Consider the following 23,199-nt stretch of genomic DNA (forward strand, 5'->3'; position numbering starts at 1 on the left):
ATTGATACACCAAGTAAATTTCCAAATAAATCAGAGAATTCGAAGCTTCTTATAGGAATAAATATATGTAATATTTCTAAAATTATTGAAAGTAGAATTAAATATAAATTTAAAAAATTCAATTTATTGGAGTTTTTATAAGTATATGAACCAATTATAGACAATAAGCCAAAAGCATAAAGATGGTTTGTGGAGACTAAAAAATCTTTAGTTATTTGAGGTTGCAATTGACAGTCGTTATATAAAAAGCAACCTAATAAACTGCCAGGAAATAGATATAAAACTAGCAAAATAAAATTAGATAGATAAAAAATAAATTTATATTTTGAAAAAAAATTAATCATTAATTGTATGATTATATTTTATAAATTAAATTAAGAGATTAACAAATGAGTTATTTAATTTTAGTTAGACATGGTCAAAGCGTATGGAACCTTGAAAAAAAATTTACAGGTTGGGTTGATATAGATTTAACTGAAAATGGTAAATTAGAAGCTAAAAAAGCAGGAGATCTAATTAAATTAAACAATATAGATATTGATATTTACTATTCATCTTTTCAGTTAAGGGCAAAAAATACCCTAAAATTGATAAAAGAAATTTTAGAAGACACAAAAATCTCAAAAGAAGCTTGGCAATTAAATGAGAGACATTATGGGGCGCTTACAGGTTTAAACAAAGATGAAATGAAAGTAAAATTGGGTGAAGATAAAGTTTATCAATTTAGACGTTCATGGGACTTAAGACCAGATCCATTAGATAAAAATAATCCTTATCATCCAATAAATATTAATACCTATAAAGAAATACCAATGGATAAAATTCCTGACACAGAGTCTCTTAAAGATACTTATGAAAGAGTATTAGAATTTTATAAACAGGAGATTGAAAATAAAATTTCAAAAAATAATATTTTAATTTCAGCACATGGAAATTCAATTAGAGCATTATGTAAATATTTATTTAAACTAGACGAAAATCAAATATCAAAATTGGAAATACCAACTGGAAATCCCTTGTTAATAAATTTAGATGAAAATAAGAAAATTACTGATTGTAAATACCTAGATAGTAAAAGAGCTAGAGATCTTGTAGTTTTTTAAAAGTATTAAGATCTGTTAAGTGATAGAAATCATTATTGGTATCAAAGCCATATAATTCCTTTTTTTCAATTAAACTATTCCACAAGTCGTTTATTGAAAATTTTTCAGCTTTATAAGTAGAAAGAAGTTTTTTATTTAATATTTGACAACCAGTATAAATAAATTTTCTATCATCATTTTTTATAATTAAATTATCTTTAAGATCAAAATCGCCATTTAAATTCTTATCAAAACTTAATTCTTTGTTAACAAGTAAAAGTATGTTTTTTAATTTTTTGAAAAAATATAATTTTTCCATCTCAATAATTTCTTTAGAGTAATTTTTTTTCCAAATTGTATCTGGATTAAATATTAAAACATCGTCTTCTGTTGTATGGTTTAGCATGTTTTTTATACCCCCCCCTGTATCCAGAATATTTTTACCATCCTCAATGATTGATATTTTAGGTTTAAAATTTTTTTTATTTATAAAAGTACGGATTTGATCTTTTAAATAAAAGGTATTTATAAAAATTTCTTTTATATTCAAACTTTCAATTAAATTAATGCAAGTTTCAAGCACTGAAATATTGTTCAGTTCAATCAATGGTTTTGGCGTATCTAAAGTTAATGGATTTAATCGTTTTCCAAAACCTGCACACAGAATTAGAGCTGTATTAATTTTCATCTATCTTAGATATAAATTTAGGAAAACTGGATACTAATAACAATCTCAAATTATGTAAATCTTTATTTTTAATCATTCTATTATCAATCATTTGCCACGCATAGGGAATAAGCTTTAAGTATTTTTTTTTCCTATCTCTTACGGCTAGTCTCATGAATATACCTATAATCTTTAAGTTTCTTAGAACTGATAAAATATCAAAATCATTTTTAAATTTTTTTGCATTAATTTTTTTATTAGTTTTTAAATAATAGCTATAAACTTTATCTTTCAAGGAATTAGATGTTTTATATCTTACATCATCTATCAAAGAAGCTAAATCATAAGCTCTGTTACCAATAAGAGCATCCTGATTATCAATTAATCCAATTTGATTTTTTGAGTTTATGATTAGGTTTGAAACATGAAAATCTCTATGAACAAAAGTATTATTTTTAAAATTTAATTTTAATAACAAAAATTTGATTTCTTTATTTAATTTATTTTTGAAGGAGTTAACTTTTGTATTATTTAATTTTTTTGGAACATACCAATCATTAAATAATTTTGTCTCATCTAATAAAATTTTATTTTTATAGTCTTTTATCTTATAAAATTTGTTTTTGAAATTTATAATTTTTTTATCTTTTATTAGTTGAACTTTATTCAAAACATTAATTACTTTTTTAAATATTTCATATTGATTTTTTTTATTTTTAGAAAATATTTGATAAATTGTTTTGTTTCCTAGATCCTGTATCTCAATATAATTTTTTTTAAAATTTTGACTTAATAATTTAGGAGCTATTATATTATTTTTGTTTAAAATTTTATTGATGGAGTCATAAACTAATAAATTTTTAATTTTTTCTTTATCAGCAAATACTATAATTGAATTCTTTTTATTATTTCTATAAAATTTTCTAAAGGATGCATCCCCCTTAATTTCCTTAAAATCTTTTGAAAGTTTCATAGTAAAAGATTAATCTAAACCATCAATTTTAACAGATCTATTATTCAATTCATTTTCATAACTAAATAACAAATCTATAGTCTTATTTAAGTTTTTTTTATTAATTAATTGAGGCCACTCTATTAAAGTTATTATGCTTTTATTATTTTCAAACAAATCTAAATTTTTTATTTCAGATTTATCTTTTAATCTAAACAGATCATAATGTTTAATTATCAAGTCATCTATCTCATACTCATTGAGTAAGTTAAATGTTGGGCTTGTTACTTCAGTAGTGGGTAAATTTTTTTTTACTTGAAATTGATTTATTAAATATTTTACAAATGTAGTTTTACCTACTCCCATTTCTCCATATAAAAAAATTATCTCACTTCCTTTTAGATAATTAGAAAGTTCTCTTGCTAGTTCTCTAGTCGTTTCTTCTGAAGATATATCTATTATGCTATTTTTAATAGCGATAGGCATCTGGTTTGAATGGACCCTCAGTCCCCACACTTATATAATCTGCTTGTTCTTTGGATAATTTAGTTAGTTTTGCACCTACTTTTTTTAAATGAAGGGTAGCAACTTTTTCATCTAAATGTTTGGGGAGTACATAAACTTTATTTTCATAATTTTTGTAATTATTCCAAAGTTCTATCTGTGCTATTACTTGGTTTGTAAATGAAGCACTCATTACAAAACTTGGATGTCCTGTTGCACAACCTAAATTAACTAATCTTCCCTCTGCTAAAAGAATGATTCTTTTTTTACTAGGTAATTCTATTTCGTGAACCTGTGGTTTAACTTCACTCCATTTATAATTTTTTAAAGCCTCAACTTGAATTTCATTGTCAAAGTGACCTATGTTACATAAAATTGCTCTATCTTTCATGTCTCTCATATGATCAGCGGTTACAATATCTTTGTTTCCTGTGGCAGTTACCACGATATCAGCTCTGCTAATAGCTTCTTCCATTAGAACAACCTCATATCCTTCCATTGCAGCCTGTAATGCACAAATTGGATCTGCTTCGGTAACTAAAACTCTTGCACCACTTTGTCTAAGAGATGCTGCACTTCCTTTACCTACATCTCCAAAGCCTGCCACGATTGCAATTTTTCCTGACATCATTACATCTGTTGCTCTTCTTATTCCATCAACTAAACTTTCTCTGCAACCATATAAATTATCAAATTTTGATTTAGTGACTGAGTCATTAACATTAATCGCTGGCACTAAAAGAGAATTGTCTTTCTCCATCTTGTTTAAAGCTTTTATTCCAGTTGTAGTTTCCTCTGAAACTCCTTTAATATCTTTCATTAAATCTTTATATTCATTATGCATAATCGCGGTTAAATCACCGCCATCATCTAAAAGCATATTTGGCTTCCAATCAGGTTTGCCAACAATTGTTTGCTTAATGCACCAAAGATATTCTTCCTCTGTCTCACCTTTCCATGCGTAAACAGGTATTCCAGCTTTTGCAATCGCAGCAGCTGCATGATCTTGAGTTGAAAAAATATTACATGAAGACCATCTTACTTCAGCTCCTAGTTCAACCAATGTTTCTATTAATACAGCTGTTTGAATAGTCATATGTAAACAACCAATAATTCTTGCTCCTTTTAAAGGTTTGGTTTGTGAATATTCTTCTCTTAATGCCATTAATCCTGGCATTTCACTCTCTGCAATCGAGATCTCTTTTCTTCCAAATTCAGCTGATGATATATCTTTAACTTTATAATCTTCCATTGGAAAGTTTTATACAGTTAACAAAGAACAAATCAAGTTAAGATTAGACCCTTGGAAATCTTATTTCCACAATCGCACCGTCTCTATCTAATCGATTTGATGCTATAATTTCACCATCATGAAGATCAACTAAATTTTTAACAATATTTAATCCAAGACCTGAATGCTCTCCAAATTTATCTGGTCTATTGCTATAAAATCTTTTGAATATTTTTGAAGTATCTTTCTCCTTAAATCCTTGACCATCATCTATAATCTTTACTATAATTTTTTTATCTATAGTGTTTGATATATTAACGAAAATATTTTCGCCTTCTTTACAAAATGAAATTGAATTATCTAATAAGTTAGCAATTATTTGCTCAATTCTATTTTCAATTCCATTAATAATATATTTTTCATTACCATCATTTTCATAATTAATTTTAATATTTTTTTTAACTTTTTGGATATTGTTATAATCTTCTACAACTGATTGAATAATTGGTTCTATATTAATTCTTTTCATCTTTTCTTTACTAAGAGCTACCTCATCCTTAAGCATCTGCGAATAATCGGTAATTAGTCTCTCAATTCTCAAAACATCATGGCTAAGAATATTTAGTAATTTTAATCTTTGTTCAGGGTTATTAGTATCTTGCAGTATCTCTGAAGCGCTTTTAAGAGACGCTAGTGGGTTTCTTATTTCATGAACTAAATCTGTGGAAAAATTCTCTGCATGCGCGACCCTTTTTTGAAGTTCAATTGTCATATCATCCAATGAATTTGATAAAAGGCCTAATTCATCATTACGATTTTTTAGAGTATCAATATTTATTTTGATCTGACTTTTATCTCTAATAACTTTTGTATAACTTACAAGGTTTTGGATTGGTTTAATAAAATATCTACTTAAAACAAAAGAGAATACTAAAATTACAAAGCCTACAGCAATTGCTGTTCTGATAACAAAAGCCTTCCTCTCATCAGTGGCTATTTTGATGTCATTAGCATTTTCTGTAATAGCAATATATCCAATATTTACATTATCTTTAATTACATTTTTAATTGTAATTAATTTAAATTGATTAATATCTTCCTTTATGAATGTGTAAGAATTTCCATAAGAATCAGAATTTAGATATTTATTTAATGTGTCTTTAAAAGGTAAATTTTTATTTTCAATTGAATTATCATTATCATTTTGGTTTTTTGTTTTATCTTTATTCTCATTTAAACTTTCAAATTCAATTTCATCTAATCTTGTAGAAAAAGATCTTGGATCAAGATCTAAGGTATCTGTATCACCAACTAAATTTAAATCATTATCAAAAAAAATTACTCTATCAAGGTTTTGAAATATAAATCGTGTTGAAAATAGAAACTTTCTAATATCGTCAACATTAAATTTTATATCTAATCTTGTAAGTGTATTAATTGTGTTATTTATTACATTCAAATGTTTTGCTGATTTTTTTTTAATTAGATTTGGTTGGACATTATTAAGATAAACAAATGTAAATAAACTTATAATTGTAAAAATTATAAAATTTATAAATAAAAATTTTTTTAATATAGAAAGATTTTTTAAGTATTTACTAAACATTAGCTAACATTCCATCTATATCCACTACCATATCTAGTTTCAATAGCTGAAAAATCAGGGTCTATTTTTTTAAATTTTTTACGAATTCTTTTCACATGACTATCGATAGTTCTATCTTCAATGTCAGTATCTTCTCTGTAAGCAATATCCATTAATTGTGCTCGTTCTTTAATAATTCCTGGTCTTTTTGCTAATTCTTTAACAATTAAAAATTCTGTTGTGGTCAGTTTATCTGGAAGTTGTTTATCATTCCATTCACATTCAAGTTGAGATGGATCTAATTTTAGTTTTCCATGTGAAATCAAATTTTTGTTTTCCTCTAAAATATTATTAGAATCTTTTTTCCTTAACTGAACTCTAATTCTTTCAATCAAAACTTTAATTGAAAAACCTCCAGATTTTTTTACAAAATCATCCGCTCCAAGTTTCAATCCTAGCAACTCATCAATTTCATCATCTTTGGATGTCAAAAAAATTACTGGTAATGATGTTTTTTTTCTAAGCTTTTTTAGTAATTCCTCACCATCCATTTTGGGCATTTTTATATCAACCACTGCTAAATCAGGAGGTGTTCTAGTTAAACCTATTAATGCGCTTTCACCATCAATATAAGTTTGGACTTTAAAGCCTTCTTTTTCTAAAGCTATGCTTAAACTTGTAAGGATATTTCGATCATCATCAATTAAAGCTATAGTTTGTTTGTGCATTCCTTATATAAAAATACTAAATTGTTCTAAATTGGGCAATCTAATTAAATTAATGAAGCATTCCCCAATTATCTCCAACATTAACATCTACGGTTAGTGGAGTTGAAAATGAGTGATAATCACTTTGTGCAACACCGGTCATTTCTTCTTTTATTATTTTGACCATTGTTTTTTCATCCTTTTTTGGCACTTCAAAAATTAATTCATCATGAATTTGTAAAAGCATTTTAGATTTAAAATTTTTTTGTTCTAATAGCTTTCTATCTAACCTTATCATAGCTAAACGCATAATTTCTGACGCTGACCCTTGTATAGGTGCATTAATTGCAGCTCGCTCTTGAAAATTTCTTACATTAAAGTTTTTATCATTAATTCCATTAAAATGAGATCGTCTCCCAAAAATATTATTTACATAGCCACTTTTTCTACAAAAAGTGATTGTGCTATCCATGTATATTTTTATCTCTGGAAATTTAGCAAAATATGCATTCAAAAATTCTTCTGCTTCATAATTTGAAACATTTATCTGTTTTGCTAAACCATACTGTGAAATTCCATAAATAATTCCAAAATTAATTGCTTTGGCTTTTCTTCGATGGTCTTGATTTACTTCTTTAATATCTATGTTGAAGATCTGACTAGCTGTTAAGGAATGTATATCCTCATTATTTTTAAAAGCTTTTTTAAGCTCTTTAACATCTGCAAGATCTGCTAAAATTCTCATTTCAATTTGATTATAATCTGCAGAGATCAATAAATAATCTTTTTTTGCAGCAAAAGCTTTTCTAATATCTTTTCCATCTTCTGATTTTATTGGAATATTTTGTAAATTTGGGTCACTAGATGCCAATCTTCCAGTTGTAGTAGCTGCCAATAAAAAAGAGGTGTGCACTCTTTTTGTTGAAGGATTAATATGCTCTGGCAGAGAGTCTGAGTAAGTATTTTTTAGTTTTGATACTTGTCTCCAGTCTAAAATCAATTGTGGAAACTCATGACCTTTAAAAGCTAAATCCTCTAAAACGCTTGCACTTGTAGCAAAACTTCCTTTTTTAGTCTTTTTTAAGCCTGCAATTTTTAGATCATTATAAATAATTTCTCCTAATTGTTTTGGTGATGCAATATTGAATTCTTTTTTTGAAATCTTAAAAACTTTTTTTTCTAAGTTTTTAATTTTTTTTTCAAATTTTAAAGATAATGATTTTAAGAACTTGCTATCCACTTCAATTCCCTCCATCTCCATAAAAGCAAGAATTTTTATTAATGGTTTTTCAAATATTTCATAAATATTTACCATTTTTTCTAACTTCAAATTTTTGATAAACTTTTTGTATAGTCTAAAAGTTATATCAGCATCTTCAGCTGCGTAATCTTTAGCTTTATCAATCTCCACATCACTAAAATTAATTTCTTTTTTTCCTGTTCCAACTATCTCTTTAAAAGAAATTGTTTTATGACCCAAATGAATTTCAGATAGTGTATCCATATTATGTCTATTTTTTCCAGCGCCCAATACATATGACATTAGCATCGTGTCTTCCATTGATGAAATTAAAATTCCCTGTTTATATAAAACTATAAAATCAAACTTAATATTTTGACCAATTTTCTTAACACTTGGATCTTCTAGTAAAGGTTTTAATTTTTTTATGACAATATTTTTATCAATACATTTTGATGATTTGTGTCCAATTGGAATATAACAAGCTTTGCCAATTTTAGAACATAGGGAAACACCAACTAAATCTGCTTGATGAGGATCTAGAGAATTTGTTTCAGTATCTACCGCAACCTCTCCTACTTCTTCTGCCTCTTTTATCCATTCATCTATTTGGTCAGGGCTAGTAATTAAGTGATAATTTTTTTTATTGATTGTTTGTTGTTTTTCTGAAGTTTTTTTTTCTTCAATTGAACTTGATAGTTTTGGTTCTCCATATGCAGAAATTACAGAACTTAATAATCGGTTAAACTCCATCTCTCTCAAAAAAGTATAAAGTTTATCTTTATCTATATCTTTTAATTTAAACTCACTTAATTCTCTATTAGTTGGAGCATCCTTCATTAAAGTTACAAGCCGTTTGCTAACTAATGCTTTATCTTTATTTTCAATTAATGTTTCTCTTCTTTTGTTTTGTTTTATTTCATCTGCTGATTTTAAAAGCTTTTCTAAAGTTCCATATTTGTTAATTAGCTCTGCAGCAGTTTTGACTCCTATGCCTGGAACTCCAGGAACGTTATCGCTACTATCGCCCGCTAGAGATTGTACATCTATTACTTTTGAAGCATCAACTCCAAATTTTGTGAAAATATCTTCTTCTGAGATAAATTTATTTTTCATAGGGTCAAAAATACGAACCCCTTTTTTGTACAATTGCATCAAATCTTTATCTGATGAAACAATTGTAACTTTGGCACCTTTCTTAAGTATTTTTTCAGCATAAGTTGCAATTAAATCGTCTGCCTCATAATTAGGCAAGTCAACTGAGGGTAAGTTAAAAGCCAGCACTGACTTTCTGATATACTCAAATTGAGGAGCCAAATCATCAGGTGCTTCTGAGCGATTTGCCTTATAATCACTATAAATATCGTTCCTAAATGTTTTTCTTGCTGAGTCAAAAATTACTGCAAAGTGAGTTGGTTTTTGTAAATTTTGTTCTGATTTTGAGTCTTCAAGTAATTTAAAAAGCATACTACAAAAGCCACTTACTGCTCCAGTTGGCAATCCATCACTTTTTCTAGTTAATGGCGGAAGCGCATAATAAGCTCTAAAAATGTATCCTGAACCATCAATAAGGTAAAAATGATCTGTTTTTTGAATTTTATCCATTAAAATATCAGTAAATATTACAGTCGTATTAAAATCTGTATATAAAAAAATTTACTTTTTTTAAGATCGTCAATTATATCTAGATTATTTTAAAGTTTGATAGTATTATTTCTAAATGGAGTTAACTAAAAATATATCACAATCTAAATTAATAAAATTGATGTTTGCAATAATACTTGGCTCTATAGCGTTAACTATATCAGCCAAAATTAAAATACCTTTTTATCCAGTTCCAATGACTATGCAGACATTTGTTGTTCTATTTTTAGGTGTTAGTCTTGGATATAAAATAGGTCTTGCAAGCATAGGGTTGTATTTGTTTGAAGGAATTTTAGGTTTACCTGTTTTTTCAAATTCTCCTGAAAAAGGTATTGGATTAGTTTACTTTACAGGTCCAACTATGGGTTATTTGATAGGTTTTTTAATTGCAGGATATTTAGCCTCCAAAGTTAATAGTAATGATAATTTTTTGATGGTTTTAGCTAAACTTACAGTAGCAACCTCTACTATTTATATATTAGGATTATTGTGGTTAGGAACTATTATTGGATGGGATAAACCAATTATAGCCTTAGGAGCCAAGCCATTTCTACTAGCAGAAACTTTTAAAGTTGTGCTTTTGGCCTTGGTAACAAAACAAATTTTAAAAATAAGAAATATTATCTAGGTGATCTTTTAGAGAGAATTCTTTGAAGAGTTCTTCTGTGCATTTTTAATCTTCTTGCGGTTTCTGAAACATTTCTATTACATAATTCAAATACTCTATGTATGTGTTCCCATTTCACTCTATCTGCAGACATTGGATTTTCAGGAGGAGCAGCTTTTTTTGCAGGATCTGCAAGTAAAGCTTTTTCAACATCCTCTGCATCAGCTGGTTTTGCAAGATAATCAATAGCACCCTCTTTAATTGCTGCTACTGCAGTTGGAATATTTCCATAACCAGTTAGCATGATTATTCTGCTTTCACTATTTGTAGTTTGAATTTCTTTTACAACCTCTAGTCCGTTTCCATCTCCAAGTCTTAAGTCTACCACCGCAAAACCAGGTTTCTTAACCTTAACTGATTCCACGCCTTTTTGTACACTTTCTGCTTGAATAACTTCAAATCCTTTTTTCTCCATTGCTCTAGCCAATCTCTCTCTAAAGGGATTATCATCATCAACTATAAGTAGAGATTTGTTCTCAAAATCGTTGATATTTTTAAGAACTACTTGTTCTTTCATTAACAACATATGGTGATTAGCTCACATATTTCAATACCTATTATTTGCTTTACATTATTAATCTATGGGCTTAATAGGAGGAAATTTTAAAGTTTTTTAGCAATAAAAAGCTTTTTTTTATTAAATTTTTTTTGGAGGCATTTTGAATGCAAAAATTTAAATCAGTTGAGCAAATAATAAATCAGCTGAAACCTGAAAAACCGATTTATTGTATAAGAAAGAATCCTATTCGATCTGCAGTAAAATATTTTAATAAAAATTTTCCTGGCAAAATCTTATATGCAGTAAAGACAAACCCACATCCTTCTGTAATTCAAACAGTTATAGATAGCGGAGTAGAGCAATTTGATGTTGCTTCTATAGAAGAAATTAAAAGTATTAGAAGTTTTAGCCAAACAGCAAAATGCTCTTATATGCATACGGTAAAAAGTAAAGAAAGTATTAAAGAAGCTTACTTTAATTATGGAGTTAAAACGTTCTCACTAGATACTAAAGATGAATTAATAAAAATAATCAAAAGTACAAATAATGCAAAAGATTTAGAATTATTTGTAAGAGTTGCAGTTTCTAATGAGCATGCTGAAATAGATTTGTCAAAAAAATTTGGTGCACTAAACTCAGAGGCAGTAGGATTATTAAGATTAGCTAAACAACATGCAAAAAAAATTGGGCTCAGCTTTCATGTTGGTTCACAATGTATGCATCCAATATCATATTCGAAAGGTATTAATGAAATCGGAAATATAATTAAAAAAACAAAAATTTTACCTGACTACATTAATGTTGGAGGAGGATTTCCAACAATTTATCCAGACTTAGTCCCTCAATCTATGGATAGTTATTTTAACGAAATTAAAAAAGGTTTAGAAAAATTAAAACTTGAAAAATTACCTGAAATTATTTGTGAACCAGGAAGAGCCTTAGTTGCAGAAAGTGGTTCTACAATTGTAAGGGTTAATCTAAGAAAAAAACAAAAACTTTACATAAATGATGGTACATATGGAACTCTTTTTGATGCAGGAACTCCAAATATAGTTTTTCCATCTAAACTGATTAAAGAAAATTCAAATAAGATAATATCAAAAAAATTAACTGCTTTTGATTTTTTTGGACCAACATGTGATAGCATGGATTATATGAAAGGTCCTTTTCTTCTTCCAAATAATATTAAAGAAAATGATTACATTGAACTTGGTCAGCTAGGTGCCTATGGTTTAACATTTAGAACTCAATTTAATGGTTATTATTCAGATGAAATCTTTGAAGTTGAAGACAAACCAATCATGACAATGTATGACAAAGACATTAACAAAGCTACTTTGGTTGCTTAATGTCAGATCATAAAAACCCAGGTCATAATAGTAAAAAAGACTTTTTAAAAAATCCTATTGAACACATTGATATAACGTCTTTTGACTCTCGAAAAATAATCTCTTCAATGGAAAAGATGTCCTTTGTTTCAAGAGAAACAGCTAATGCAGCAAATATTTACAATGAGATGCTAAAAGATAAAGACTGCACAATTTTTTTAACTCTAGCTGGATCAACATCAGCTGCTGGATGTATGAATATTTATAAAGATTTAGTTAAATATAATATGGTTGACGCAATTGTTGCAACTGGAGCCTCTATAGTGGATATGGATTTTTTTGAGGCACTTGGATTTAAACATTATCAAGGTTCACAATTTCAAGATGATACTGAATTAAGAAACAATTATATAGATAGAATATATGACACTTACATTGATGAAGAAGAGCTTCAAATGTGTGACAAAATTATATGTGAAATCGCTGATACGCTAGATCCAAGAAGCTATACATCTAGAGAATTTATTTATGAAATGGGAAAATATTTAAAAGAAAATTCAAAAAAGAAAGACTCTTTAATTGAAACAGCTTTTGATAACAATGTACCAATTTTTTGTCCTGCTTTTACAGATTCAAGTGCTGGTTTTGGCTTAGTGATACATCAAGAAAAAAATCCAAAACAACATATGACTATAGACTCTGTAAGAGAATTTAGAGAGCTTACTGAAATTAAAATTAAATCTAAAGGATCAGGTCTATTTATGATTGGTGGAGGTGTACCAAAGAACTTTATACAAGATACTGTAATTTGCGCTGAACTATTAGGTAAAGAGGTTGATATGCATAAATACGCTGTACAAATTACTGTAGCTGACTCAAGAGATGGTGCTTGTAGCAGCTCAACTTTAAAAGAAGCAAGTTCTTGGGGTAAAGTAGATATTACAAAAGAACAAATGGTATTTGCAGAAGCAACAAGTGTATTACCCTTAATTGCGAGTGACGCTTATCATAAGGGTGAGTGGAAAAATAGAGACAGAAAAAACTTTACAAAAATTTTTGAATAAAATTGAAATATCTTTCAAATAAAAATGGATTTTTAGGAATTGACAATAAAGTTGATTTCAAAGAAAAAGTTGTTGTAGTTCCTTTTGGCCTTGAAAAAACTGTCAGTTATGGCGGAGGCACTAAAAATGGACCAAAAGAAATTATTAAAGCATCTCATCAAGTAGAGCTATATGATGAAGAATTAAACTGTGAACCATACAAAAAAATAGGTATTAAAACTTTAAGACCCTTCAAGATAGATAAAGATATCAAAAAGGCACTTTTAAAAATGTCTGAAATTAATAAGGAAATTTTAGATAAAAAACTTTTCCCAATGACTTTTGGTGGTGAACACTCAATTACGCCAGGATGTATTGCTCCTTTTGTAAAAAAATATAAAGATATTTGTCTTCTACACTTTGATGCTCATGCAGATCTACGAGAAAGCTATAATGGAGAAAAATTTTCGCATGCTTCAGCAATAAAAAGATGTTTGGACTATCCAAATGTTTCATTAATTTCTTTTGGCATAAGAAATATATCTGAAAGTGAGATTCCATTTTTAAAGAAGAACTCATCTAGGATTAATATTTTTTGGGCCAAAGATAAAAACAAATGGAATCTTAATAAATTTAAGAAATTAATAAAAAATAAAACTGTTTATCTGACATTTGATGTTGATGGTCTAGATTCAAGCATAATGCCTGCAACCGGAACTCCTGAACCTGGTGGATTATTATGGGATGAGACTTTAAATATTATTAGAATTGCTGCAAAAAATTCAAAAATTGTTGGTGCAGATATTAATGAATTATCACCCATAAAAGGTTTTAACTCATATAACTTTCTTGTGGCTAAGCTAGCCTACAAAATTTTATCTTATAAATTTTTGTATTAAATTTAGATTGGCTTGCTAATTGTAAGTAAAATTTTAAAAGGTATCAACATTACTAGTGATACAAATAATTTTACCGCTAAATCACCTAATGACAATGTTATCCAGGGAACTCCAGTTGCATAAAATGATATTGAAAAAAATAAAAAAGTATCAACTGTTGAACCAATAAAAGATGAGGTTAAAGGTGCTATAAACCACTTCTTTTCTCTTAGACGATCAAAAATTTGAATATCTAATAGTTGTGCTGTGATAAAAGCAACTCCTGATCCAATTGCTATTCTTATAGAAATTAAATCAGCAAAATCAGTTGAGAATAAAAGAGTAAAAATGATCCCAATAAAAAATCCAAAATATACAATTTTTCTAGCTACAAATTTACCATAAAATCTATTAGCTAAATCTGTAATCAAAAAAGCTACCGGATAACTAAAAGCTCCATAGGTAAGAATTTCACTTAAGCCATAATAATTTATTGGAAATTGTACAAGATAATTAGAGGATAATACAACTACTCCCATCAAAATTGACAGGGTAGTAAATAGTTTACTCATTAAGCAGATTTGGCTACAGGCTTTTTCTTAAAAGGAGATTTTATTAATATGCCCTTTTTTAATTTCTTTAATCTTGGTGATAAATTTTTATTTTTAACAGCCTTAAGGAATTCATCAAAGCTACCTTTCTTATCAACAGATCTAACACCAGAGTTGCTCACAGTTAATTTTAAACTTCTCTTCATTAATTCACTGGTGAATTTTACTTTTTTTAAATTTGGCAAAAACCTTCTCTTAGTCTTGTTGTTAGCATGACTAACATTGTGACCCTTCATTGGGATTTTACCAGTTAATTCACATTTTTTTGACATAATAATAGTGCTTATATAAGGGGAGATGAGTAATGCGTCAAGTTTAATGCATTTAAGATAGAGTTTTATTTCCTATAATTTCAGTATAATTTTTAACTCCATCTCTGATTAATAATTCTTTTAGGTCTTTTTTAATAATTCCAGCAATATTTGGACCTTTAAAAACCATTCCTGTATATAGTTGAACAAAATCTGCTCCAGCTATAAATTTATCATAAGCAGCTTGACCAGAATCAACTCCGCCAACACCTATTATTTTAATTTTACCTTTTAATAATTTGTGAAATTTATTTATTAAAATATTAGATTTTTTTTCAATTGGTTTTCCAGATAAACCACCTTTTTGATGTCTTTGAATATTGCTAAGTTTATCTCTCGTAGCTTCTGATGTGTTTGAAACAATTATTGCTTTTATTTCATATCTTAAAAGAATTTCTGATATCTGATTCACTTGATCTTCACTTATGTCTGGTGAAACTTTAACAGCAATGGGAATATTTGATTTTAAATTTTTTCTTTCTTCCATAATAGATTTGAGTAAATCTTGTAATTTATCACCTTCATGAAATGTTCTTAAATTTTCAGTGTTAGGTGAAGAAATATTGATTGTTATATAATCCGCATCATCATAAAAAGTTTTTAATCCAATTAGATAATCATTCAATCTATCGCTAGAGTCTTTATTGGGACCAACATTAATACCTAACAAGCCTAATTTTTTGTTTCGTTTTATACGTTCCTTAACAATTTGAGCACCCTGATTGTTAAAACCTAGTCTATTAATTAATGCTTCATCCTCTACTAACCTGAAAACTCTAGGTTTAGGATTTCCATACTGCTTCAAAGGAGTAATTGTTCCAACTTCTACAAACCCAAATCCTAATTTAAACAATGAGTTATATACCTCAGCATTTTTATCAAAGCCAGCTGCCATTCCAATCGGGTTATCCAAATCTTTATCGAAAATTTTTGCTTGAAATATAGGGTCATTCTTGTTTTCATCAAATACGTTCGGAACTAAATTAAACTTTAATGACTTTATTGCTAGAGAGTGTGCTTTTTCTGGATCTACTTTAAATATTAGCGATCTTAGTTTAGAAAACATTATTTTAATTTATTAATTAACAGCTCAGTAGTTTCTTTTATACCAAAAAAACTTATAAAAAATCCCATTCGAGGTCCATTTTCATCTCCAAAAACTACTTCGTATATCAATTTAAACCAATCTCTTAGATTGTCAGCATATCCATTTTCTTTTCCAGTTGAATAAATCAAAGTTTGAATATCTTCTGGCGACATTTCATCTGTACATTTTTCAAGAGTTTTCACCAGTGCTTCAAGAGCTAATTTTTCTAATTGATTTGGTGTTTTGTATTTTTTTTGAGCTTTAATGACATCATTAAAGTATTTAATTGCATAACCAACTAAACCATCAAAGATTGGGAAATTTGCTTCAGAAATGTCAGATTTATATTTCTTAACAAACTTCCATAATAAATCCTTGCTGTCAGCATTGCTAGTTTCTACTAAATTAAGCAACATTGAAAATGTCATGATCATCTCTTCTTTTGGAATATTGCCATTGTGAACGTGCCAAACTGGGTTCATCAATAACTGTAGTTCATTTTGTTTTTTAGATTTTTCAATAGAGTCTAAATATTCATCAACAGCTTTAGGAACTATTTCTTTGTATAGTTTTTTTGCTCTTTTCGGATTTTGATACATATACAAAGATAAACTTTCTGGTGATGCATACTCCAACCATTGATCAATTGTAATTCCATTACCTTTTGATTTTGAAATTTTTTCACCCTTTTCATCTAAAAATAGCTCATAAGCAAAGCCAGACGGGTTTTTCTTTCCTAATAGATTTATTATCTTAGTAGATAAAATTGCACTCTCTATCAAATCTTTTCCATACATCTCAAAATCAATATCTAAAGCATACCATCTCATTGCCCAATCAACTTTCCATTGTAATTTGCAATTTCCATCTAAAATGCTTGCTTCTAATTTTTTTCCTTTATTGTCAAAAGTAATATTTGATTTTTCTTTATCAATTTCGATTACTGGAATTTCTAAAACATGTCCGGTATCAGGACAAATAGGTAAAAAAGGACTGTAGGTTTGTTGACGCTCTTTACCTAATGTAGGAATTATAATGTTCATAATCCCTTCATAATTTTCTAGAATAATTTTTAGTGTTGGATTAAAAAATCCACTTTTATAAAGTGATGTAGAACTTTGAAAATTATAATCAAATTTAAAACTATCTAAGAAATTTTTTAACATCTCATTGTTATGCTCACCAAAGCTACCAAATTTTTCAAAGGGATCAGGAACTTGAGTTAATGGCTTATGAAGATTATTAGTTAATAATTCTTGATTAGGAACATTATCTGGAACCTTTCGTAAACCATCCATATCATCAGAAAATGTAATTATTTCAGTTGGAAAATCTGACAACTGTTTCAAGGCATTTACCATCATTGATGTTCTTGCAACTTCACCAAACGTTCCTATATGCGGAAGACCACTAGGACCATAACCTGTCTGAAGAGTAATTTTACCTTTTTTTTCTATGAAAGATTTTCTCTCTCTCAACAATTTTTTTGCTTCAACAAAAGGCCAAGCACTAGTTTTGTCTAAATTTTCTTTTTTAATCATGAATTATGCTTCTAAAAATCCTAAATCAGTGGTTTTGCTAATTCTTATAGAGTTGAAATTTATTTACCATAAAATAATGTTCTTTCAAAATGTCTAATTACAAAACTGTTTTTTTTACACTAGGAATTTTACAAATAATTCTTGGTGTTTCAATGTTCATACCTATTATTGCTCAATTTGCTTACTCTGAAATAGACTCATCATTTTTTGGAGCATCGATCGTTACAATAATTTTTGGAACTTTATTTTTCTTATCAAATTTAGATCATGATAAAAAATTAAATTTACAACAAGCATTTCTTCTTACTGCGCTTTCTTGGCTGAGTATTGCAATCTTTGGGTCTTTGCCCTTCATATTTTCAACAATAGAACTTTCTGTAACAGATGCTTTTTTTGAGAGTATGTCTGGGATAACAACCACTGGTTCAACTATTATTTCAAATCTTGAATCTACACCAAAAGGAATTTTGTTATGGAGAGCTATATTACAGTGGTTGGGTGGTATCGGTATTATAGTTATGGCGATCACTCTGATGCCAATAATGAACGTTGGTGGAATGCAATTATTCAAAATATCAAGTAATGATTCATCAGAAAAAATACTTCCAAAATCTAAAGAGATAGCTTTAAGATTAATCTATATTTACTCAGGCTTAACCATATTGTGCGGAATAACTTATTGGTTATTTGGGATGAGTAAATTTGATAGCTTAACTCATTCTATGACCACAATAGCAACAGGTGGTTTTTCAAACTACAATCAATCTATTGGTTATTTTAATAGTATTTCAATTGAAACAGCTTCTATGATATTCATTATTTTAGGGAGTATACCATTTATAGCTTACATCAAATTTATAAGTGGAAATAAAAAAATTTTTTTAACAGACATACAAATTAAAACTTTTTTTAAAATTATTATTACATCAATTTTATTATTATCTGCATACTTATTGTTAGATAATTATGAAAGTTTTAATTTAAGATCAGTTTTTTTTAATAGTATCTCTATATTAACAGGAACTGGTTTTGTAAATTCTGAATACGATAGTTGGGGCAGTTTTCCAATCACTTTATTTCTAGCGCTGATGTTTATTGGTGGATGTGCTGGATCGACAACTTGTGGTATTAAAATTTTTAGAATTCAAATTTTATATTCATTTATAGTAACCCAACTTAAAAAAATTATTTATCCAAAAGGTGTATTTGTAATTAAATATGATCAAAGTTCAGTTGATGATAAATTTATTGCTTCAATAATTTCTTTTATTTATTTTTACTTCGTAATTTTCTTTGTGCTTGCCGCCCTACTGTCTTTAACAGGTCTTGATTTTATTACTTCAATTTCAGGTGCTGCTACTTCAATTTCAAATGTTGGACCAGGATTAGGGCCTATTATAGGTCCTAATGGAGATTTTTCATCTTTACCTGATATTTCTAAGTGGATTTTAACAATTGGTATGATTTTAGGTAGACTTGAACTTTTTGCAATATTAGTGTTGTTTCTGCCATCTTTTTGGAGAAATTAAAATGATTGAAATAAAAAAACAATCTCTATCAGAAACCTTTGCGGTTTATTTTGATAGAAGAATGATGAGAATATTACTACTTGGAGCTATTTCAGGTTTTCCATGGGTATTAATTGGCAGCAGTTTGAGTTTATGGCTCAAAGAAGAGGGTTTGAGTAGATCTACAATAGGATGGGCAGGGTTGATTTTTGGGGTATACGCATTTAATTATTTATGGGCACCTCTTATAGATAGACTTCAAATTCCTTATTTAACAAAAAAACTTGGTCATAGACGTGGCTGGATAGTTTTAATGCAAATAGCAATTTTAATTTGTTTAGTCGTGTGGAGTTTAATAAATCCAACAGAAAATCTTGCACTATTAATTACAATTGGTTTAATCATTGCCATTGCATCAGCAACACAAGATATAACTGTTGACGCATTAAGAATTGAACAGATCGGTGAAAATGAAGGCAAATCAATGGCAGCAGGTGCTGCAATGGCAGTTGTTGGCTGGTGGAGTGGATATAAATTAGGTGGTGTAATTGCTTTATTTACTGCAGAATACTTACAAAATATCGGGGTAACTAATTATTGGCAATCAACATTTTTGATTTTGGGAATAGTAGTAATTTTAATGAATATTGGGCTAATGTTTGTTCATGAAGCCCCGTCGAGCACTAGGAAGGTTAATCAAAAGAAAACTGACGAATTAATTCAAAGTAAACTTGGATCACAAAATTTTATTACAAATATAATTGCTTGGATAAGTGGAACCCTTGGGGGTCCTGTAATAAGTTTTTTCAAAAAGAATGGATTTTCAATCGCAATAGGTATTTTAGGTTTCGTGTTTTTATTTAAGATAGGTGAGGCATTTTTGGGTCGTATGTCTATAGTCTTTTATAAGGAAATAGGATTTTCTAAAGGCGATATTGCTATTTATTCAAAAACTTTAGGCTGGATTACAACAGTTATCTTTACATTATTAGGGGGTCTATTTGTAATTAGATCAGGAGTTTTAAAAGCAATGTTTCTTGCGGGTATTTTAATGGCTGCAACTAATTTAATATTTACAGCATTAGCTTGGAGTGGAAAATCAGAGTGGTTATTTGCTGTTGCTGTAATTTTTGACGATATAGCTGCAGCTTTTGCAACAGTTGCTTTTGTAGCTTTTATTTCATTGCTTGTGGACAGAACCTACACAGCTACCCAATACGCTCTATTAGCTTCAATAGGAACCGCTGGAAGAACTACACTCGCATCATCATCTGGAGCTTTGGTTGATTGGTTAAATGGTGATTGGGGTACATTTTTTATTTTAACAGCAATAATGGTTATTCCATCTTTGATTTGCTTATGGTTTATTAAAGATAAAATAAAATTAAGTGAAAAATAATTTTCTTTTTAAGAAACAGTTTTCTAATATTTATAAAAAAGCTTCAAAAAATTCTGAAGTTACATCACAAATAATTTATGGTGAAAAATTTAAAATTTTGTCAAAGAGAAAAGATTGGTTAAAAATACAAACTTTATTTGACCATTATGTTGGCTACATAAAAAATGAAAAGTATAAGAAAATTAATAAACTAACTCACAAAGTTTATAGTTTAAAAGCTTTTATTTATAGTAAACCTAATAATAAAACGAAATCTTTTTTACCTTTTGCATCAAAATTTTCAATAATTCATGAAGATAAGAAGTTTATACAATTTGATAAAAATAAATGGTTAAAAAAAAAAGATATCAAAAATATTAATCACAAAGAGAAGGATTTTCTTAAAATATTAAGATTATTTTTAAAAACTAAATATGTGTGGGGTGGTAAAACTTGTAGGGGAATAGATTGCTCAGCTTTATTGCAACTATTTTATTATTATAATAACTCTTTTTATCCAAGAGATACCAAAGACCAAATCAGATATTCAACAAAACAATTAAAAAGAAAAGTATTTAAAAAAGGTGATATAATTTTTTGGAAAGGTCACGTTGCTGTGTGCATTGATTCTAAAAAATTAATTCATGCTTATGGTCCAGAAAAAAAGGTATTAATAATGCCGATAATAAAAACAATAGAGAGAATTGAGAGAACAGCCTGTCTGTCTATTAAAAAAATATCCTCTATAAAATATTAACTTCTTCCAAAATCAGGTTTATTTACATCTTGTTTTAATTTAATAATTTTTGTTCTTACTTTTTTTGTTTGAATTAATTTTTTTAAAATTGATTTATTATTTTTTGAATTTATATCTTTTTTAAAAGAATTTAAGTTTTTGATAAATAGATCGATAGCTTTTGAGATATTTTTTTTATTGTTAAAAAATATATCTCTCCACATAATTTCATTTGAAGCTGCTATTCTTGAAAAATCTCGTAAACCACCTGCGCTATATTTAATCAAATCATAATTTTGTATTTTTTCAAAATCTTGTGCTGATTTAACCAAATTGTATGCAATTAGGTGTGGAAGATGACTGGTTATAGAGAAAATTTTGTCATGTTTTTCTGAACTCATAATAACTATTTTTGATCCAATCTTTTTCCAAAATTCACTCAATATATTTAAATGATTTTTTTTAGTGTTTTTCTCTTTTATCAAAACACACCATTTATCCTCAAATATATCCTGTCTTCCATGTTCTGGTCCACTTACTTCAGATCCAGCTATTGGGTGACTTTGTGTCCACGAGATATCTTTTCTTAAAAATTTTTTAATAATCTTTGAAGACTCTATTTTTGATGAACCAATATCAGTTACAATGGTTTTAGATGATAAATACTTATTCATTTTAAGAATAAGATTCTTGTATTCGTTCATTGGTGTACATAAAATAATCAAATCTGCTTTTATAACCCCATCCTCTAATTTTTTTATAATTATTCCAGGTAGTTTTAATCTTTTTATTTTTGTAATATTAGATTTTGATTTCTCATAGATATAAATTTTGTTAGCCATCCTTTTTTTTTGAATTCTTCTCAACAAAGAGGATCCGAGTAACCCACATCCAATAATCAAAATATTTTTCATACTAATTTAATATTTTTTTTGCAGCATTCATAAATGCTAAGTTTTCATTTTTAGATCCAATAGTTAATCTTAATTTATTCTTAATGTGATAACCATCTTCTGTGGATCTTAAAATAATTCCTTTTATTTTTAATCTTTCATAAAAATACTTTGCTGTATATTTACATTTTTCAAAATCTAAAAATAAAAAATTTGCAGAAATTGGATTTGAAAAAATTTCGTATCTTTCTAGAAAAGATTTTATTTTCTTTGCGTAATACAAGTTATGTTTAATTGAGCGTTTTATAAAATTTTGATCTTTAAGCGACTCAGTTGCTGCCATTTGCCCAATATGACTAACATTAAATGGGGGTTTTATAACATTTAATGCATTTATTATTTTTTTGGATCCATATCCCCACCCAACTCGTAAAGAAGCTAGCCCAAATATTTTAGAGAACGTTCTTAATACAAAAACATTATCTCTGTTTTTAAACAAATCTAATCCTGATTTGTAGTCAGAATTTTTCATATATTCTGCATAAGCGTCATCTACCACCAATAAAATATTTTTATTCAATTTTTTTCTAAGTTCTAATATTTCTTTTTTTGTCAAATAAGTTCCAGTAGGATTATTAGGGTTAGCAAGGAAAACGATTTTTGTATTTTTTGTTACTTTTTTAAGTATCTCAATATTTGAAATTTTATAGTTAATTTCTTTCGCAAATTTAACCTTTGCATCAACAATATTTGCATAAATTCTGTACATTAGAAAACTGTATTCTGGAACTAAAACTTCATCTTTTGGCTTTAAAAATAATTGACAGATCATTTGAATAACTTCATCTGAACCTGCTCCACATATAATTTTATCTGGATCACATTTATATTTTTTTGATATTTCTTTTCTTAAATTCTGAGATTTACCATCTGGATATCTCTCTAAATTTAAACCTTTATTAGATATCATCTTGGCTGCTTTAGAGCTCATTCCCAAAGCTGACTCATTTGCAGATAATTTAATTATTTTTTTTAGTTTTTTAATTTTGGATTTACCTGGTTTGTAGGGCTCAATATTAAAATTTTTAAATTTTGGAATGGTCATAT

The 23,199-nt window shown here is 28.0% G+C and carries 22 protein-coding genes; 8 read left to right on the top strand and 14 right to left on the bottom strand.

What is annotated here, in order from left to right; genetic code table 11:
* The first annotated feature begins 389 nt into the window (after positions 1 to 389).
* The gene (locus AC5SLZ_RS06055; RefSeq protein WP_494615407.1) at positions 390 to 1,103 is read left to right on the top strand and encodes a 2,3-bisphosphoglycerate-dependent phosphoglycerate mutase; all 714 of its coding nucleotides are present in this window, start codon (positions 390 to 392) and stop codon (positions 1,101 to 1,103) included.
* Here the strand turns inward: AC5SLZ_RS06055 and AC5SLZ_RS06060 are convergent.
* The 7 genes from AC5SLZ_RS06060 to polA are packed head-to-tail and all read right to left on the bottom strand — an operon-like array spanning position 1,081 to position 9,573.
* Entirely contained in the window at positions 1,081 to 1,770 is a 690-nt protein-coding gene (locus AC5SLZ_RS06060) for a nucleotidyltransferase family protein (RefSeq protein ID WP_494615408.1), read from the bottom strand. The two genes, AC5SLZ_RS06055 and AC5SLZ_RS06060, sit on opposite strands and share 23 nt — an antisense overlap.
* Complete coding sequence (locus AC5SLZ_RS06065; protein ID WP_494615409.1) at positions 1,760 to 2,722, bottom strand: phosphotransferase; 963 nt, start codon at positions 2,720 to 2,722, stop codon at positions 1,760 to 1,762. Before AC5SLZ_RS06065 ends, AC5SLZ_RS06060 begins: the two co-directional genes overlap by 11 nt.
* Positions 2,723 to 2,731: 9 nt before the next feature.
* Positions 2,732 to 3,187 carry a tRNA (adenosine(37)-N6)-threonylcarbamoyltransferase complex ATPase subunit type 1 TsaE gene (gene tsaE / locus AC5SLZ_RS06070; protein WP_494615410.1) on the bottom strand — a complete coding sequence of 152 codons (456 nt, stop codon included), beginning with the start codon at positions 3,185 to 3,187 and terminating at the stop codon, positions 2,732 to 2,734.
* On the bottom strand, positions 3,171 to 4,457 hold the full coding sequence (gene ahcY, locus AC5SLZ_RS06075) for an adenosylhomocysteinase (protein ID WP_028035955.1): 1,287 nt from the start codon (positions 4,455 to 4,457) through the stop codon (positions 3,171 to 3,173). Before ahcY ends, tsaE begins: the two co-directional genes overlap by 17 nt.
* Positions 4,458 to 4,500: 43 nt before the next feature.
* The gene (locus AC5SLZ_RS06080; RefSeq protein WP_494615412.1) at positions 4,501 to 6,042 is read right to left on the bottom strand and encodes a sensor histidine kinase; all 1,542 of its coding nucleotides are present in this window, start codon (positions 6,040 to 6,042) and stop codon (positions 4,501 to 4,503) included.
* Complete coding sequence (locus AC5SLZ_RS06085; protein ID WP_494615414.1) at positions 6,042 to 6,749, bottom strand: response regulator transcription factor; 708 nt, start codon at positions 6,747 to 6,749, stop codon at positions 6,042 to 6,044. Before AC5SLZ_RS06085 ends, AC5SLZ_RS06080 begins: the two co-directional genes overlap by 1 nt.
* A 49-nt stretch (positions 6,750 to 6,798) precedes the next feature.
* A complete protein-coding gene (gene polA / locus AC5SLZ_RS06090) occupies positions 6,799 to 9,573 on the bottom strand; it encodes a DNA polymerase I (RefSeq protein ID WP_494615415.1) in 2,775 nt (924 codons plus the stop codon).
* Positions 9,574 to 9,688: 115 nt separating this feature from the next.
* Between polA and AC5SLZ_RS06095 the strand changes: the two genes are divergently transcribed.
* A complete protein-coding gene (locus tag AC5SLZ_RS06095; RefSeq protein ID WP_494615417.1) occupies positions 9,689 to 10,240 on the top strand; it encodes a biotin transporter BioY in 552 nt (183 codons plus the stop codon).
* Here AC5SLZ_RS06095 and AC5SLZ_RS06100 read toward each other — a convergent pair.
* Positions 10,233 to 10,796, bottom strand: coding sequence for an ActR/PrrA/RegA family redox response regulator transcription factor (locus AC5SLZ_RS06100; RefSeq protein ID WP_028035960.1), 564 nt, complete (start codon positions 10,794 to 10,796; stop codon positions 10,233 to 10,235). The genes AC5SLZ_RS06095 and AC5SLZ_RS06100 overlap by 8 nt on opposite strands.
* A 146-nt stretch (positions 10,797 to 10,942) precedes the next feature.
* On the opposite strand from AC5SLZ_RS06100, the gene AC5SLZ_RS06105 reads away from it, so the two are divergent.
* From AC5SLZ_RS06105 to speB, 3 genes are read left to right on the top strand one after another with little or no spacing between them, the layout of a single operon-like run.
* A complete protein-coding gene (locus AC5SLZ_RS06105) occupies positions 10,943 to 12,127 on the top strand; it encodes a type III PLP-dependent enzyme (RefSeq protein WP_494615418.1) in 1,185 nt (394 codons plus the stop codon).
* Positions 12,127 to 13,170, top strand: a complete 1,044-nt coding sequence (locus tag AC5SLZ_RS06110; protein ID WP_494615419.1) for a 1,9-bis(guanidino)-5-aza-nonane synthase — start codon at positions 12,127 to 12,129, stop codon at positions 13,168 to 13,170. The genes AC5SLZ_RS06105 and AC5SLZ_RS06110 overlap by 1 nt, the downstream gene beginning before the upstream one ends.
* 2 nt (positions 13,171 to 13,172) lie before the next feature.
* Positions 13,173 to 14,048: an agmatinase gene (gene speB / locus AC5SLZ_RS06115; RefSeq protein ID WP_494615420.1), complete on the top strand. Its 876-nt coding sequence runs from the start codon at positions 13,173 to 13,175 to the stop codon at positions 14,046 to 14,048.
* A 2-nt stretch (positions 14,049 to 14,050) separates the two neighbouring features.
* Here the strand turns inward: speB and AC5SLZ_RS06120 are convergent, their stop codons facing one another.
* The 4 genes from AC5SLZ_RS06120 to AC5SLZ_RS06135 are packed head-to-tail and all read right to left on the bottom strand — an operon-like array spanning position 14,051 to position 17,577.
* Complete coding sequence (locus tag AC5SLZ_RS06120) at positions 14,051 to 14,599, bottom strand: queuosine precursor transporter (RefSeq protein WP_028035964.1); 549 nt, start codon at positions 14,597 to 14,599, stop codon at positions 14,051 to 14,053.
* Positions 14,599 to 14,910: a 50S ribosomal protein L28 gene (gene rpmB / locus AC5SLZ_RS06125; protein ID WP_028035965.1), complete on the bottom strand. Its 312-nt coding sequence runs from the start codon at positions 14,908 to 14,910 to the stop codon at positions 14,599 to 14,601. The genes AC5SLZ_RS06120 and rpmB overlap by 1 nt, the downstream gene beginning before the upstream one ends.
* A gap of 52 nt (positions 14,911 to 14,962) precedes the next feature.
* Positions 14,963 to 16,015, bottom strand: coding sequence for a quinone-dependent dihydroorotate dehydrogenase (locus AC5SLZ_RS06130; RefSeq protein ID WP_494615422.1), 1,053 nt, complete (start codon positions 16,013 to 16,015; stop codon positions 14,963 to 14,965).
* Entirely contained in the window at positions 16,015 to 17,577 is a 1,563-nt protein-coding gene (locus tag AC5SLZ_RS06135; RefSeq protein ID WP_494615423.1) for a lysine--tRNA ligase, read from the bottom strand. Before AC5SLZ_RS06135 ends, AC5SLZ_RS06130 begins: the two co-directional genes overlap by 1 nt.
* A gap of 89 nt (positions 17,578 to 17,666) precedes the next feature.
* Between AC5SLZ_RS06135 and AC5SLZ_RS06140 the strand changes: the two genes are divergently transcribed.
* From AC5SLZ_RS06140 to AC5SLZ_RS06150, 3 genes are read left to right on the top strand one after another with little or no spacing between them, the layout of a single operon-like run.
* Positions 17,667 to 19,106: a TrkH family potassium uptake protein gene (locus AC5SLZ_RS06140; RefSeq protein ID WP_494615424.1), complete on the top strand. Its 1,440-nt coding sequence runs from the start codon at positions 17,667 to 17,669 to the stop codon at positions 19,104 to 19,106.
* A gap of 1 nt (position 19,107) precedes the next feature.
* The gene (locus AC5SLZ_RS06145; RefSeq protein ID WP_028035969.1) at positions 19,108 to 20,484 is read left to right on the top strand and encodes an AmpG family muropeptide MFS transporter; all 1,377 of its coding nucleotides are present in this window, start codon (positions 19,108 to 19,110) and stop codon (positions 20,482 to 20,484) included.
* Positions 20,474 to 21,220: a C40 family peptidase gene (locus tag AC5SLZ_RS06150; protein ID WP_494615426.1), complete on the top strand. Its 747-nt coding sequence runs from the start codon at positions 20,474 to 20,476 to the stop codon at positions 21,218 to 21,220. Before AC5SLZ_RS06145 ends, AC5SLZ_RS06150 begins: the two co-directional genes overlap by 11 nt.
* Here the strand turns inward: AC5SLZ_RS06150 and AC5SLZ_RS06155 are convergent.
* Both AC5SLZ_RS06155 and hisC read right to left on the bottom strand, forming a co-directional pair.
* Positions 21,217 to 22,113, bottom strand: a complete 897-nt coding sequence (locus tag AC5SLZ_RS06155) for a prephenate dehydrogenase (protein ID WP_494615427.1) — start codon at positions 22,111 to 22,113, stop codon at positions 21,217 to 21,219. The two genes, AC5SLZ_RS06150 and AC5SLZ_RS06155, sit on opposite strands and share 4 nt — an antisense overlap.
* Position 22,114: 1 nt before the next feature.
* Entirely contained in the window at positions 22,115 to 23,197 is a 1,083-nt protein-coding gene (hisC, locus tag AC5SLZ_RS06160; protein WP_028035972.1) for a histidinol-phosphate transaminase, read from the bottom strand.
* Positions 23,198 to 23,199 lie beyond the last annotated feature (2 nt).

This window comes from Candidatus Pelagibacter sp. PS_06 (assembly GCF_059418045.1).

Coding starts and splice junctions, on each gene's coding strand:
- rpmB (WP_028035965.1), bottom strand. CDS start 14,910: ATGTCAAAAAAATGTGAATTAACTGGTAAAATCCCAATGAAGGGTCAC.
- AC5SLZ_RS06130 (WP_494615422.1), bottom strand. CDS start 16,015: ATGTTTTCTAAACTAAGATCGCTAATATTTAAAGTAGATCCAGAAAAA.
- AC5SLZ_RS06120 (WP_028035964.1), bottom strand. CDS start 14,599: ATGAGTAAACTATTTACTACCCTGTCAATTTTGATGGGAGTAGTTGTA.
- ahcY (WP_028035955.1), bottom strand. CDS start 4,457: ATGGAAGATTATAAAGTTAAAGATATATCATCAGCTGAATTTGGAAGA.
- hisC (WP_028035972.1), bottom strand. CDS start 23,197: ATGACCATTCCAAAATTTAAAAATTTTAATATTGAGCCCTACAAACCA.
- AC5SLZ_RS06155 (WP_494615427.1), bottom strand. CDS start 22,113: ATGAAAAATATTTTGATTATTGGATGTGGGTTACTCGGATCCTCTTTG.
- AC5SLZ_RS06055 (WP_494615407.1), top strand. CDS start 390: ATGAGTTATTTAATTTTAGTTAGACATGGTCAAAGCGTATGGAACCTT.
- AC5SLZ_RS06080 (WP_494615412.1), bottom strand. CDS start 6,042: ATGTTTAGTAAATACTTAAAAAATCTTTCTATATTAAAAAAATTTTTA.
- tsaE (WP_494615410.1), bottom strand. CDS start 3,187: ATGCCTATCGCTATTAAAAATAGCATAATAGATATATCTTCAGAAGAA.
- AC5SLZ_RS06135 (WP_494615423.1), bottom strand. CDS start 17,577: ATGATTAAAAAAGAAAATTTAGACAAAACTAGTGCTTGGCCTTTTGTT.
- AC5SLZ_RS06085 (WP_494615414.1), bottom strand. CDS start 6,749: ATGCACAAACAAACTATAGCTTTAATTGATGATGATCGAAATATCCTT.
- AC5SLZ_RS06110 (WP_494615419.1), top strand. CDS start 12,127: ATGTCAGATCATAAAAACCCAGGTCATAATAGTAAAAAAGACTTTTTA.
- AC5SLZ_RS06100 (WP_028035960.1), bottom strand. CDS start 10,796: ATGAAAGAACAAGTAGTTCTTAAAAATATCAACGATTTTGAGAACAAA.
- AC5SLZ_RS06145 (WP_028035969.1), top strand. CDS start 19,108: ATGATTGAAATAAAAAAACAATCTCTATCAGAAACCTTTGCGGTTTAT.
- AC5SLZ_RS06060 (WP_494615408.1), bottom strand. CDS start 1,770: ATGAAAATTAATACAGCTCTAATTCTGTGTGCAGGTTTTGGAAAACGA.
- polA (WP_494615415.1), bottom strand. CDS start 9,573: ATGGATAAAATTCAAAAAACAGATCATTTTTACCTTATTGATGGTTCA.
- AC5SLZ_RS06065 (WP_494615409.1), bottom strand. CDS start 2,722: ATGAAACTTTCAAAAGATTTTAAGGAAATTAAGGGGGATGCATCCTTT.
- AC5SLZ_RS06095 (WP_494615417.1), top strand. CDS start 9,689: ATGGAGTTAACTAAAAATATATCACAATCTAAATTAATAAAATTGATG.
- AC5SLZ_RS06105 (WP_494615418.1), top strand. CDS start 10,943: ATGCAAAAATTTAAATCAGTTGAGCAAATAATAAATCAGCTGAAACCT.
- AC5SLZ_RS06140 (WP_494615424.1), top strand. CDS start 17,667: ATGTCTAATTACAAAACTGTTTTTTTTACACTAGGAATTTTACAAATA.